The sequence below is a fragment of the Desulfovibrio piger genome, from assembly GCF_012843875.1.
Classification (GTDB): Bacteria; Desulfobacterota; Desulfovibrionia; order Desulfovibrionales; family Desulfovibrionaceae; genus Desulfovibrio.
Window position 1 is genome coordinate 1 of the sequence record NZ_JABAFY010000034.1, and the last position, 13829, is coordinate 13829.

Here is a 13829-nt window from a genome sequence, read left to right on the forward strand (position 1 = left end):
GCCCTTGTAGCTCAGTCGGTAGAGTGCATCCTTGGTAAGGATGAGGTCACCAGTTCAATCCTGGTCAAGGGCTCCAGAAATTTCAACGCCTGTGGAAACATGGGCGTTTTTTCTTTATCTGCTCCAAGGAGCCTGTCATGCAGATCCCCGTCCCGGTCGCCACAGTCGGCCTGCTGGTGCTCTCCAATGTCTTCATGACCTTCGCCTGGTACGGTCACCTGAAGCACAAGAGCATGGCCCTGCCCATGGTCATCTTCATCAGCTGGTGCATCGCCTTTTTCGAGTACGTGCTGCAGGTCCCGGCCAACCGCATCGGTTACGGCTACTTCAATGCGGCGGAGCTGAAGACCATCCAGGAGGTCATCTCCCTGACGGTCTTCTCGCTCTTCTCCGTCTTCTACCTGCACGAGACCCTGCGCTGGAACCACATCCTGGGTTTCGCCCTCATCGTGCTGGCCGCCTACGTTATCTTCAAGGAATGGTAGCATGGTCAGCACGGCTATCATCCTTTTCTGTACCTGCGCCGCCTTCGTAGCGGGCTTCATCGATTCCATCGCGGGCGGCGGCGGCCTCATCACCATCCCCGCCCTGCTGCTTTCCGGCCTGCCGCCCCAGCTGGTCCTGGGCACCAACAAGGTGGGCTGCTGCCTGGGCACCGGCGTGGCCATGCTCAACTTCGCCCGCAGCAACCTCATCCTCTGGCGGCTGGCCCTGCTGGGCGTGGGCTTTTCGCTGGTAGGGGCAGGTATCGGCACCGAGCTGGCCCTCTACATCTCGCCCGACCTGCTGGGCAAGGTGCTGGTGCTCCTGCTGCCCTTCGCCATGCTGGCCACCCTCATGCCCAAGAAGGAGCAGAAAAATCCGCCGCTCACCTCCGGTCGCCGTTACTGGATACTGGCGCCGCTCTGCTTCCTCATCGTGGGCATCTATGACGGCTTTTTCGGTCCCGGCACCGGCAGCTTCCTGATCCTGGCCCTGCACTGGGTCCTGCGCATCAGCCTCCTCGAAGCCTCGGCCACGTCCAAGGTCATGAATTTTGCCTCCAACCTCGGCGCCATGATCCTCTTCATCTGGAACGGCGCCGTCATCTGGAGCGTCGGCCTGCCCATGATGGCCGCCAACATCGCGGGCAACTGGCTGGGCAGCCGTCTGGCCATCAAGGTCGGTACCGAAGCCGTGCGTCGCTTCCTCTGGGTCTCGCTCTCCCTGCTGCTGGCCACCCTGATCTGGCGCTTTTTTATCTCTCCCTATCTGCTTGGGGCCTGATCCTCCCGCTCCGTTTCGATACCAGGCCGGCAGCCATGCGCTGCCGGCTTTTTTGTTTTGGCCCCGGTGCGGACAGGGAGCGGACGTACGAGCTGCGGCGCGGCGATGATTGGTTGCCCAACCATCATATGAAAAAAATAGTTACCGCTTGCCCATGCCCCGGCGGAGTGCTAGAGCAGGAGAAAACAGCCCTTGCGGGCAAAAGGAGTCCTGTATGCTGAAGCGTATCGCTCCTCTCGTTCTGGCTCTCGTTCTCTGCGCCGGTCTGGCCCAGGCCAAGACCAAGGCCCCCGCGACCCAGCTCCCCGGCGACCTGACCCTGGCCGAAGCCCAGAAGGTGCTCGATGCGGCTCTGGTCAAGGCCAAAGCCCAGGGCGTGCCCATGAATATCGCCATCGTGGATGCTGGCGGCAACCTGAAGGCCTTCGTGCGTCAGGACGGCGCCTTCATCGGCAGCATCGACGTTTCCACCAAGAAGGCCGTCACGGCCCGCTACTTCAACATGCCCACCTCCACGCTGGGCGCCGCTTCCCAGCCCGGTCAGGAACTGTTCGGCATCGAAGCCACCAACGGCGGTCTGGTGATCTTCGGCGGCGGTGAGCTGCTGATCCGCGACAACGTCATCGTGGGCGCCATCGGCGTCAGCGGTGGTAGCGTGGCCGAAGACACCAACGTGGCCAAGGCCGGTGCCGCTGCCCTCAAGTAGGCTTTTTCTCGTACGCAAAGGCCCTGCGGAACACACACCGCAGGGCCTTTTTTTGTGCAACGTTCCGGAGAACCGGCAGGCGCGGCAAGATGCGCCCCACCATGCGGCTCTCTTCATGGCACCTATCTTCATGAACTGGCAGGAGCACGGCCGGTCGCCCAACGTGGGAAAGAAGCGATGCACGCGGGCAGCTTGTCATGGAAAGGGAAGGGGCCGCTCAGTCTTTCGTCACCGTGCTTTTGAGGCTCGCGGCAGGGCGGGATCTCCCCTTTTTGCGTTCCGCCGGATCGTCCAGCTCCGGCAATGCCCCGCCGGCGATGGCCCACAGATACAGCGAGGCCAGCGAACCATAAGGCGAGAAGCGCCTGCGGTACCGCTCGAAGCGCTCGCGCGGCATCTCTTTGTGGCGGTAGAGCATGCGTAGGCCGCGCCGGATGGCCAGATCGTCATAGCTCAGGATGTCGGGCCGCTGCAGGGAAAAAAGCAGCAGCATCTCGGCCGTCCAGACGCCGATGCCGCGCAGGGCGGCAAGACGGCGGCAGACTTCGGCGTCCTCCAGAGCGTCCATGCCCGGCAGATCCAGTTCCCCGTCCACCACCTGCCGGGCGATGCCGCGCATGTAGTCCACCTTGCGCGCGGAAAGCCCCAGCGCCTGCAAGGCAGTCTGCGGCTGGGCCAGCAGGGCTTGCGGCGTGACCTCGCCCAGCAGGCAGCACAAGCGTCCCCAGACCGTGCGCTGGGCCGCCATGCTGATCTGCTGGCCCGTGATGGCATGCATCAGGGCCTGGAAAAGATCCGGCATGACCTCCCGACGCACCGGGCCGATGGCCTGCATGGCCGCTGCCAGTTTTTTGTCCTTGCGGGCCAGATGATCCACAGCCGCCTGATCGTAGTGGAAAAAATTCCCTTCCGGCATCGATGCCCTCCCCTGTTTGTCCGGCCGCTTCCGGCCATCGTCCCTGCCCTTCTGATGCCACAGCTCAGCAAAAAGCAAAACCGCCTGCATGAGAACGGCGGCTATCGTCCTGTGCGTGTCCAGGCATCCAGTTGCCGGCCCCCCATAAAAAGAGAGAGGCCCCCGGACGATTTGCCGGACTCGCCCGCCGTCTGTCCGTATCAACGGCCCGAACGTTGAGGAATGGCGGACGCCTTCTCCCCAAAACAAAAAGGACGGGAAAATATCCCGTCCTTTTCTTATTGTTGTTGTCTGCCGGCTAGTTCTTCAGGCTGTGGATGGGAGCCGGGATGCGACCGCCCAGACCGATGAAGGCGCTGGCATCGCCCTTGGGCACGGGGATGATGGCCGCCTTGCCCAGCAGGCCGCCGAAGCTCACTTCTTCGCCCACGCCCTTGCCGGGCACGGGGATGACGCGCACGGCCGTGGTCTTGTGGTTGATCATGCCGATGGCCATTTCGTCGGCGATGAGGCCGGAAATGGTGCTGGCCGGGGTGTCGCCGGGAATGGCGATCATGTCCAGGCCCACGGAGCAGACGCTGGTCATGGCTTCCAGCTTTTCCAGGCTCAGCAGGCCGGAGGTGGCGGCCGCCTCGATGCTGGAGTCTTCGGAAACGGGGATGAAGGCGCCGGACAGGCCGCCCACCGAAGAGGAGGCGAAGGCGCCGCCCTTCTTCACGGCATCGTTGAGCATGGCCAGCACGGCCGTGGTGCCGGGCGCACCGATGCTGGACAGGCCCACGCTCTGGAAGATCTCGCCCACGCTGTCGCCCACGGCCGGGGTGGGGGCCAGGGAAAGGTCGGCCACGCCGAAGGGCAGGCCCAGACGCTGGGCCACTTCGTTACCGATCATCTCGCCCACGCGGGTCACCTTGTAGGCCGTACGCTTGATGACTTCGGCCACATCCAGCAGGGTCATGGGCTTGCCGCCGTTACGGCTGTGCTCCAGGGCGCGGTCGATGGCCTTCTTGACCACGCCGGGGCCGGAGACGCCCACGTTGATGACCACGTCGGGCTCGCCCACGCCCAGGTAGGCACCGGCCATGAAGGGCACGTCCTGCGGGATGTTGGCGAAGACCACCAGCTTGGCGCAGCCAAGGCCGCCGCGGTCGGCCGTGGTCTGGGCCACCTTGAGGATCTGTTCGCCCATCAGGGCCACGGCATCCATATTGATGCCGGAGCGGGAAGAGGCCACGTTGATGGAGGAGCAGATGCGGTCCGTGGTGGCCAGGGCTTCGGGCAGGGCCTCGATGAGGGCGCGGTCACCGTTGGCGAAACCTTTTTCCACCAGGGCGGAGAAACCGCCCAGGAAGTCGACGCCGGCTTCCTTGGCCGCTTCGTCCAGGGCCTGACAGACGCGCACCATGCCGTCGGGGCCGAAGGGGGCCCCCACCACGGCGATGGGGCTGACGCTGATACGTTTATTGACCACCGGGATGCCGTACTTGTCGCCCACTTCGTTGCAGACGTTGACCAGCTGGGAGGCATAGCGGTGCAGCTTGGCTTTGACGTTGCCGGTGAAGAGGTCGATGTCATGGCTGACACAGTCGAACAGGCTCACGCCCAGGGTCACGGTGCGCACGTCCAGATGCTCGTTGCGGAGCATGTTGAGCGTATTGATAACTTCGCGTTCAGAAAGCATGGATATTCCTTATGATACTTGCGGAGGCGGTCCTGCCGCGCTCCCGGGACGGACGGGATCCTAGAAGGAGCCGATACGATGGACGGCTTCGAAGATGTCGCGGTGCTGCACGCTGACGCGCAGGCCCTGGGCCTGGCCTTCGCTGGCCAGCTCGCGACGCAGGCGGCCGAGGTCCGCATTTTCGGGGACCTTGACCTCGAACACGAACAGGGCGTGATTGCTGTGATCCTGGCCCAGAACGGCCTTGAGGCTGTCGATGTTGACGCCGTGACGGGCAAAGACGCGGCTCATGGCAGCGATGAGGCCGGGGCGGTCGGGGCCGTCCACCGTGACCACGAAGGGCTGGCTGACCACGGAGTCTTCCCAACGGCCTTCCACGGCCGGGCGCACCAGCACGGAAAGGTCGAGCTTGGCATCCACCAGGCCCAGGGCCAGCTGGGTGTGCAGGGATTCTTCCGTCACGTTTTCAGGGGCCTGGACGATAAAGATGGCCGCGAACTCACCGCAAAGGATGGTCTGGGTGACCTCGATAATATTGCAGCCGGTCTGCCCGAGGATCTGGCTTACCGCGGAAACGATGCCGGGACAGTCCCGGCCGAGAAAGGAGATGGTCAATTTTTTCATGTTCGGTCCTTGCGGGGTTACGTTTTGAAAACGGTAAACTATGCTTCAATGAAATTCAAGTATGACTACTTTATCATTTTCCTGGCCGAAAGGCACCCTTGGGCCGCAGAGGTCCCCCGGCCCCGAACCTTGACGACGGGGCCTGAATGGCATACCTCTAGCCATTCAACCGTTGAGCCCGAAAGAGGGCCGGGCCATGCCCGAAGCAGGAGTTTGCAGTGGAAAACCGGGAAAAGAGTCCTAAGAAGCAAAAGATCAAGCTGAATACCAAGTCGCAGCACGCCGCCTATTTCATGCCCATGCTTGAGGGCTTTGCCGAGCGCGACATGCTCAACGAAGTCATCAAAAACCGCGTCGTCAAAGCCTGTGACCTGCTGGACGCCGGTGTGCCGCTGTTCCCCAATGATTTCCGCAAGGAACATGCCGTCAGCTGGGTGCTGGACAATTTCGGCAGCCTGAGCGCCGAAGAGCTGGAAGCCAAGGGGGACGTGTTCGCCATCGCCGGCCGCATCGTCTCGCTGCGTTCCTTCGGCAAGGTGGCCTTCTTCCACATCATGGACGAGAGCGGCCGCATCCAGTGCTACGCCAGCCGCGAGGAACTGCCCGAAGAGGTTTATAATGTAGTGAAGAAGCTGGACGTGGGCGACATCGTCGGCGTGTCCGGCCATCTTTTCCATACCAAGACGGGCGAGCTGACCATCTCCTGTCGCAACCTCAAGCTCATCACGCGCTCCATGCGTCCCCTGCCGGAAAAGTATCACGGCCTCAAGGACATGGAGACCCGCTACCGCCAGCGCTATGTGGACCTCATCGTCACCGAGCGCGCCCGCGAGATCTTCCGCAAGCGCAGCATGATCGTGAGCGAGTTCCGCCGCTTCCTCGAAGAGCGCGGCTTCATGGAAGTGGAGACTCCCATGATGCAGGCCGTGGCCGGTGGCGCCGCCGCCCGCCCCTTCGAGACCTACCACAACGCCCTGGACCTCAAGCTCTACATGCGCATCGCGCCCGAGCTGTACCTCAAGCGTCTGCTGGTGGGCGGCTTCGAAAAGGTCTTCGAGCTCAACCGCAACTTCCGTAACGAAGGCATCGACACCCGCCACAACCCGGAATTCACCTCCTGTGAATTCTACTGGGCCTACGCCAACTTCCACGACCTCATGGACCTGACCGAAGAGCTCTTCGCCCGTCTGGCCAACAAGGTCTGCGGTGGCACGGTCATCACCTACCAGGGCCAGGAGATCGACCTCACCCCCGGCAAGTGGACCCGCATGTCCTTCTACGAATCGCTGACCAAAATCGGCGGCCACAGCCCCGAATTCTACAACGACTACAACAAGGTGCGCGACTACATCCGCAGCCGCGGCGAAAAGGCCACCGACAGCGAGAGCCTGCCCAAACTGCACGCCAAGCTCTTCGATCTGGATGTGGAAGAGAAGCTGATCCAGCCCCACTTCATCTACCACTACCCCACCGAGATCTCGCCCCTGTCGCGCCGTAACAACGAGCACCCCGACCTGACGGACCGTTTCGAACTGTTCATCACCGGTCGTGAACTGGCCAACGCCTTCTCCGAGCTCAACGACCCCGTGGACCAGCGTCTGCGCTTCGAAGAGCAGGTGCGCGAGAAGGAGGCCGGCGACGACGAAGCCCACGCCATGGACGAGGACTTCCTGCGCGCCCTGGAATACGGCATGCCCCCGGCGGCCGGCGAAGGCATCGGTATCGACCGCCTCGTCATGCTGCTGACGGACTCCGCCTCCATCCGCGAAGTCATCCTCTTCCCGCTGCTGCGTCCGGAGTTCTAAACAAGCATGCGCATGCCCTTTGAGCTGTTTGTGGCGCTGAGATATCTGTTCTCACGCCGCAAACAGACCTTCATCTACATCATCTCCATCATGTCCATCCTGGGCGTCGCCCTCGGCGTCGGCGCCCTGGTGGTGGTCCTGGGCGTCTACAACGGCCTGACCACCGACATGCGTGACAAGATCATCGGCGCCAATGCCCACGGCATCGTCATGTCTTACGTGCCCGCGGCCTTCCAGCAGCACCCCGACCTGGTGCGGCGCGTGGAGGCCGTGGAGCATGTGCGCGGCGCCACGCCCTTCATCTATACGGAAGTCATGCTCTCCGCCGCCGGCGGCGTCAAAGGCCTGGTGCTGCGCGGCATCGATCCCGAAAGCGCGCCCAAGGTCCTGAGCATGCTGCGCGAGATCCGTCGCGGCTCCGTGACCGATCTGAAACGCGAGGGCACGCCGGGCATCGTCATCGGCGAGGAGCTGGCCAAGCGTCTGGGCATCGGCCTGGGCAGCCGCGTCAACCTGCTCTCCCCCTCCGGGGAAAAGGGCGCCACCGGCTATTCACCGCGCATCCGCCCCTTCGAGGTGGTGGGCATCTTCAAGACCGGCATGTTCGAATACGATGCCACCCTGGCCTTCGTGGACCTCAAGGCCGCGCGCGACATCCTCGGCCTGCCCGACGGCTTCCTCACCGGCATCGAGATCATGGTGGACGACGTCTACAAGGCCGACGCCATCGCCCAGAGCGTGCAGGACACCCTGGGCTCCCCCTTCTATGTGCGCCACTGGATGGAGATGAACGCCAACCTTTTCGCGGCCCTCAAGCTGGAAAAGATCGGCATGTTCATCCTGCTGACCATGGTGGTGCTCATCGGCTCCTTCTCCATCGTGACCTCCCTGGTCATGCTGGTCATGGAGAAGACCCGCGACATCGCCATCCTCATGTCCATGGGCGCCACCCGTTCCATGATCCGCCGCATCTTCATGCTCCAGGGCACCATCATCGGTTTCGTGGGCACCCTGCTGGGTTACGGCATGGGCCTGAGCCTGGGCTGGGCGCTGAAGCGTTACCGCTTCATCAAGCTGCCCGAGAACGTCTACACCCTGGATCACCTGCCCATCATCATCACCTGGCAGGACGTGCTCATCATCGGGGCCAGCGCCATGCTGCTCTGTTTCCTGGCAACCCTGTACCCGGCGCGGCAGGCCGCACGCCTTGAGCCCGCGGAAGCCCTGCGCTACGAGTGATCATGGCCGAGCTCTACAAATTCGAACATGTGGGCAAGCGGTTCTCCGGCCCGGAGAACCTCGAGATATTCAAGGATATCAACCTTTCCGTGGAAGAAGGAGAGTCCCTGGCCATCGTGGGGACCTCCGGCTCCGGCAAGAGTACCCTCTTGCATCTTATGGGGGCTCTTGATACTCCAAGCAGTGGAAAAATCTTTTTTGACGGCCGGGACATGTCCGAGATGAGGCCTGACGAAAAGGCCCGCTTCCGCAACAGGACGCTGGGCTTCGTGTTTCAGTTCCATCATCTCCTGCCGGAATTCTCGGCCTTGGAAAACGTGGCCATGCCGGCCCTGATAGGCGGTGCCTGTCGTGCCGATGTGCTGCCCGATGCCCGTACCATGCTGGAACGCGTAGGTCTTGCCCACCGTGTGGAGAGCAAGGTCTCCACCCTGTCCGGCGGGGAGCGGCAGCGGGTAGCCATCGCTCGCGCCGTTTTGCTGCGCCCCCGGGTGCTGCTGGCTGACGAACCCACGGGCAACCTTGACGAAAATACTGGTGAGCAGGTCAGCACCCTGATGCGCGAACTGAATCGCGAACTGGGCATGACCCTCGTGATTGTCACCCACAACCGCGAGCTGGCCGCCACCATGAATCGTAGTCTGGAACTGAGAGCGGGGACTCTGTATGAAAAAACATTTGCGTAATTGGCTGGGCCTGTTCTGTTTCGCCCTGCTGGCCTGCCTGTGGGGAGCCGCCCCGCTGCAGGCTGCGGGAAACACGGTGCTGGTGTTGCCCTTCCAGGTCACTGCCGGCCCTGAGATGCCCAATGCGGCCCGGGATGTGCCGCAGATCATCGGTACGGAGATGCAGCAGCGCGGTCTGTCCGTCATCCCCATGGACAAGGCCCGCAGCCTGCTGTCCTCCCGCGGCGGCAGCATCGACATGGCCGCTGCCCGCGAGCTGGGCAAAAAAGCGGGCGCCGAGCTGGTGCTGTTCGGCAGCTTCAAGCAGAACGGCGAAGGCTTTGCCCTGCAGTCCCTGCTGGTGCCGGTGAACGAAGGCCAGGCCAAGCCTGCCAACTTCGATCGCCCCTCCCTGCTGAGCCTCAATGAATGCGCCGCCGCCATGGCCGGTCAGGCTTCCGGCATGCTGGCCGGTGCCGCTGCCGCCGCCCCTGCGGCCAGCAGCGCTCCCCGCACCGAACCCAACGATCCCATCGGTCGCGCCGACTTCGTGCCCATGGGCACCGCCAAGGGTGCTCTGGCCGACGTGCAGGTGCGCGGCCTGCAGGTCATGGACCCCGAAGTGGTCCTCATGCGCCTCTCCATCCGCAAGGGCGACACCCCCTCCGCCAACGACATCAACGAAGAAGTCAAGCGCATCTGGGAACTGGGCTACTTCAGTGACGTCCAGGCCCACATGGAAGGCAACGTGCTGGTCTTCACCGTGGCGGAAAAGCCCCGCATCGAGAACATCATCGTGGAAGGTTCCCACGAGATCGATGCCGAGGACGTGATCGCCGCCATGGGCACCAAGTCCGGCAACGTGCTCAACGAACAGCTCATCGCCGACGACCTGCAGAAGATCAACGAACTCTACCGCAAGGAAGGCTACTATCTGGCCCGTTCCAGCTACCGTCTGGACAGCCGCTCCGGCGGCCGCGGCGCCGTGCTGGTCATCCAGGTGGAAGAAGGCAACAAGCTCTACATCAAGGAAGTCAAGATCGAGGGCCTGGAGCAGCTGGACAAGGGCGACATGGACAAGTACCTGGCCCTCAAGCCCCGCAACATCTTCTCCTGGTTCACGGGCACCGGCGTGCTCAAGGAAGAACACCTGGAGCGTGATACCAACGCCATCGCCGCCTACGGCCTGAACCAAGGTTTCGTGGACATCCAGGTGGCCGCTCCCGACGTGCAGTACAAGGAAGACGGCATCTATGTGACCTTCAAGGTCCATGAAGGCCCCCGCTACAAGATCCACGACATCAAGTTCGGCGGTGACATCATCGACGAAGAACAGGCCATGCTGGACGTGGTCGAGATGGACGAATGGAAGAAGGACAACGACTACTTCTCCATCACCGTCATGCAGGAAGACAGCAAGCGCCTGACCAACTTCTACACCGACCGCGGTTACGCCTTTGCCGAGGTGGACACCCGCGTCATGAAGGTGGAAGGCGACGAGCCCATGGTGGACGTGGGCTACATGGTCAACAAGAAGGAAAAGGTCTTCATCCGCCGCCTGATGGTCGACGGCAACACCAAGACCCGTGACAACGTTATCCTGCGCGAGATGCGCCTGGGCGACGGCGACCAGTACGAAGGCGAAAAGATGCGCCGTTCCGCCGAACGCCTGAACCGCCTGCGCTACTTCTCCGCCATCGACAGCGAACTGATCCCCACCGATCGTCCTGACGAAGTGGACCTCAAGATCAAGGTCAAGGAAGACAACACCGGTGCCCTCATGGGCGGTATCGGCTATTCCACCTATTATGACGTGGGCGTGACGGCCTCCATCATGGAGCGCAACCTCTTCGGCCGCGGCTATCAGGTGCAGCTGCAGGGCTTCTTCTCCTGGCGCCGCACGTCGGGCGTGTTCTCCTTCACCAACCCGCGCGTCTACGATACCGACCTGTCCTTCGGCAACGACATCTACTACATCTACGACTACTGGGACGACTTCACCAAGGAAACCATCGGTGACACCATCCGCTTTGGCTATCCCATCGGTGAATATACGTCCGTGGGTATCGGCTACCGCCTGGAACGCTACGACCTCTATAACGTGGATGCCGATGCTTCGCCCTACATCTCCGACTACAAGGGCACCAACTGGACCAGCGCCATCTCCGCCCGCATCCTGCGCGATACCACCGACGACCGCGCCCGTCCCACCAGGGGCACCATCGCACGCCTGTGGGCCGAATACGGCGGCGGCGGCCTGGGCGGTACCGACAACTTCATCAAGGCCGTGGCCGACTGGCAGGGCTTCTGGTCCATCAATCCCGAAAACACCTTCCACCTGCGCGCCCGCGTGGGCGGGGTGTTCCAGAACACCAGCAGCCGTGTGCCCGTGTTCGAACGCTTCTGGCTGGGCGGCATGGATACCGTGCGCGGTTACTCCTACTCCGACCTCTCGCCCCGCGACGACAAGTATGGCGGCGACCAGATCGGTGGTGACCGCATGGGCGTGCTGAACGTGGAATACATCTGGACCTTCCAGAAGGACATGGGCCTGGCCCTGGTGCCCTTCTTCGATGCCGGTTTCAACATCGATCACAAGACCATGGCCGACGACTTCAACGACAAGATCGTCTACTCCGCCGGTCTGGAACTGCGCTGGCGTTCGCCCATGGGCGACCTGCGCCTGGCCTATGGCTATCCCCTGTCCAAGGACTACGACGGCGAGCGTGAGCAGGGCCGTCTGGAATTCAGCATGGGCCAGTTCTTCTAGGCCGGGCTGATCTCCTTCGCGTCAAAAAAGCTCCCTTCGGGGAGCTTTTTTTTATGTCGGAAAACAGACACTCCCTTGGAGGGGCCTACACGGAGAGCTTGTAATATACTGAAAACACATCTTTTTAATAAAAAACATCTTCATGGCACGCAACCTGCAAAGGATAGGCTACGGCAAAGTTCCCCTCCCGGGAGCAGCCACTATCCAGCGAGTTCTGTGTCATGGCCAGGAAAAAAGTCACCCCCGCTCCCCGTCCCCAGTCCCCCGGCATGATGGCCCGTATCCTGCCTCCTCTGGGATTCATCCTGGCCTTTTCCCTTCTGGCGGCCTTCTGCCATACCATCAGCCATGGCGCCACCCTGTCCCCCGCGCAGCGCTATGAAGCCGCCAAGGACGACATGGATGCCTTGCGCCAGGACAATAAACGCGGCATGCAGCGTGCCCCTTGGGAAGAAGTGGCCGCGTCCTTCCATGCCATCCATCAGAACGCCACCACCTGGGCCAACCGTCCTGCCGCCCTGTTCAAGGCCGCGGAATGCTACGAAGAGCTTTCCCGCCGCTCCTTCGCCATCTCCGACGCCCGCAAGGCCGCCGGGACTTTCGAGGAAGTGGCCCGGCAGCACGAGAGCAGCCGCCTGGCCGATGATGCCCTGCTGCGTGCCGCCCGTATCCGGGCCGACAGGCTCAAGGACACCCGGGGCGCGTTGAAGCTGCTGGATACGCTCTGCCGGGATTATCCGCGCGGCGACATGTACGCCGAAGCCCGCCGCCTGCGGCAGGAACTGGCCCCGGGCAAGGATGCCCCGCAGCCTTCCGTGCAGCCTGCCCGTCAGATATCCGACACCCCTCCGGCAGACGATGCCCGCCAGGCCCTGCAGCGTTATGAGAATTCCAAGAAGACCATGGAGCTCCTGCGTGCCGACAAGCGTCGTTCCTGCTGGCGCGAACCCTGGGAAAACCTGCAGGGCGATTTCATGCAGGTCTACCAGAGCCGTCCCAATGCCACGGTCAGCGCGGCGGCCCTGTTCCGTGCCGGAGTCAGCGCCCGTTCCCTGGCCGACTGTTCCCACCTTGCCGCCGACTACCGCACGGCCCGTACCCTGCTGCTGCGTGTGCCGGAAGAATTCCCCGGCAGCGCCCTGGCTGACGATGCCCTGCTGCAGGCGGCGCAGATCAGTGCCGAGGAACTGAAAGACCGCACCGAGGCCGTGCGCCTGCTGGCCCGTCTGGAAAAAGAATATCCCCGTGGCGACATGCGCCCCCAGGCCACGGCCATGCGGCAGCAGATGGCCCCCGCCGCTGCGGACAGCCGTCTGGCGGATGCCTCCGCCGGCAAGGGCAAGGCCGTCCGGGTCAACAATGTGGTGGCCGGGCAGCCGGGCCTTTCCGTGCAGCGCGTGTTCATCGACGCCGGGCACGGCGGACGTGATCCGGGCACCATCCACAATGACGTGATCGAGCGCAACATCACGCTGGACATCGCCCTGCGTCTGGGCCGCCTGCTGGAGGACAACGGCCTGGAGGTCATCTACAGCCGGCGCAAGGACGTGGCCGTGAGCCTGCGGGACCGCACCGGCAAAGCCAACCAGGCAGGCGCGGACCTGTTCGTCTCCATCCACGTCAACGCCCATGAGGACCGCGGCATCAACGGCTTCGAGACCTATTACCTGGACATCTCCCGCGATCCCCGGGCCGTGCGTGTGGCCAGCCAGGAAAACGCCCGCAACGACAGGAACCTGGGCGAGGTCCAGAAGATCCTGTCCGACGGCATGCTCACGGCCCGCCAGTACGAGAGCCGCCGGCTGGCCACCGACATCCAGAAGCAGTCCCTGGCCCGTCTGAAGCGCCGCGGCTATACCGTGCGCGACAACGGCACCCGGGCGGCTCCCTTCATCGTCCTGCTGGGTGCGCGCATGCCCTGCGTCCTGGTGGAAGTGGGCTACTGCTCCAATCCGCATGAGGCCCGCAACCTGCTCGACGCCCGCTACCGCATGATCCTGGCCGAAGGTCTGGCCGAGGGCATCCTGAGCTACAGCGACCGCGTGCGGCAGAACCGCACGGCCCAGAATTCCTTGACGCCCCCTGCCTCTGGTGCTATGTGATGAAAGGTAAACAAGAGGTTTCCCTCTTGCTACCAGAAAACCTACACAATCACTG

General features: G+C 62.9%; 11 protein-coding genes and 1 tRNA gene. 9 read left to right on the top strand and 3 right to left on the bottom strand.

What is annotated here, in order from left to right; genetic code table 11:
* From HF854_RS08925 to HF854_RS08940, 4 genes are all read left to right on the top strand, one after another.
* Positions 1-76: transfer RNA gene (locus tag HF854_RS08925), tRNA-Thr, on the top strand.
* Positions 77-137: 61 nt separating this feature from the next.
* Positions 138-485 (top strand): DMT family protein, encoded by a 348-nt coding sequence (locus HF854_RS08930; RefSeq protein ID WP_006008375.1) that lies wholly within the window; start codon positions 138-140, stop codon positions 483-485.
* Position 486: 1 nt separating this feature from the next.
* Complete coding sequence (locus tag HF854_RS08935; RefSeq protein WP_168935969.1) at positions 487-1266, top strand: sulfite exporter TauE/SafE family protein; 780 nt, start codon at positions 487-489, stop codon at positions 1264-1266.
* A gap of 214 nt (positions 1267-1480) precedes the next feature.
* Entirely contained in the window at positions 1481-1972 is a 492-nt protein-coding gene (locus tag HF854_RS08940) for a GlcG/HbpS family heme-binding protein (protein WP_205906080.1), read from the top strand.
* 217 nt (positions 1973-2189) lie between these two features.
* On the opposite strand, the gene HF854_RS08945 is transcribed toward HF854_RS08940, so the two are convergent.
* From HF854_RS08945 to HF854_RS08955, 3 genes are all read right to left on the bottom strand, one after another.
* The gene (locus tag HF854_RS08945; protein ID WP_168935970.1) at positions 2190-2888 is read right to left on the bottom strand and encodes a DNA-3-methyladenine glycosylase family protein; all 699 of its coding nucleotides are present in this window, start codon (positions 2886-2888) and stop codon (positions 2190-2192) included.
* A 298-nt stretch (positions 2889-3186) separates the two neighbouring features.
* On the bottom strand, positions 3187-4569 hold the full coding sequence (locus HF854_RS08950; RefSeq protein WP_168935971.1) for a PFL family protein: 1383 nt from the start codon (positions 4567-4569) through the stop codon (positions 3187-3189).
* A 60-nt stretch (positions 4570-4629) separates the two neighbouring features.
* Positions 4630-5193, bottom strand: coding sequence for a glycine cleavage system transcriptional repressor (locus tag HF854_RS08955; protein ID WP_006008363.1), 564 nt, complete (start codon positions 5191-5193; stop codon positions 4630-4632).
* A 293-nt stretch (positions 5194-5486) separates the two neighbouring features.
* On the opposite strand from HF854_RS08955, the gene lysS reads away from it, so the two are divergent.
* The 5 genes from lysS to HF854_RS08980 all read left to right on the top strand — a co-directional run bounded on the left by lysS (position 5487) and on the right by HF854_RS08980 (position 13774).
* Positions 5487-6998 carry a lysine--tRNA ligase gene (gene lysS, locus HF854_RS08960; protein ID WP_370684895.1) on the top strand — a complete coding sequence of 504 codons (1512 nt, stop codon included), beginning with the start codon at positions 5487-5489 and terminating at the stop codon, positions 6996-6998.
* Positions 6999-7010: 12 nt separating this feature from the next.
* Positions 7011-8237 (top strand): lipoprotein-releasing ABC transporter permease subunit, encoded by a 1227-nt coding sequence (locus HF854_RS08965; protein WP_168935984.1) that lies wholly within the window; start codon positions 7011-7013, stop codon positions 8235-8237.
* 2 nt (positions 8238-8239) lie between these two features.
* Complete coding sequence (locus HF854_RS08970) at positions 8240-8923, top strand: ABC transporter ATP-binding protein (RefSeq protein WP_168935972.1); 684 nt, start codon at positions 8240-8242, stop codon at positions 8921-8923.
* A complete protein-coding gene (gene bamA / locus HF854_RS08975) occupies positions 8904-11672 on the top strand; it encodes an outer membrane protein assembly factor BamA (protein WP_240937707.1) in 2769 nt (922 codons plus the stop codon). The genes HF854_RS08970 and bamA overlap by 20 nt, the downstream gene beginning before the upstream one ends.
* A 221-nt stretch (positions 11673-11893) precedes the next feature.
* The gene (locus HF854_RS08980) at positions 11894-13774 is read left to right on the top strand and encodes an N-acetylmuramoyl-L-alanine amidase (protein ID WP_168935973.1); all 1881 of its coding nucleotides are present in this window, start codon (positions 11894-11896) and stop codon (positions 13772-13774) included.
* Positions 13775-13829: the final 55 nt, after the last annotated feature.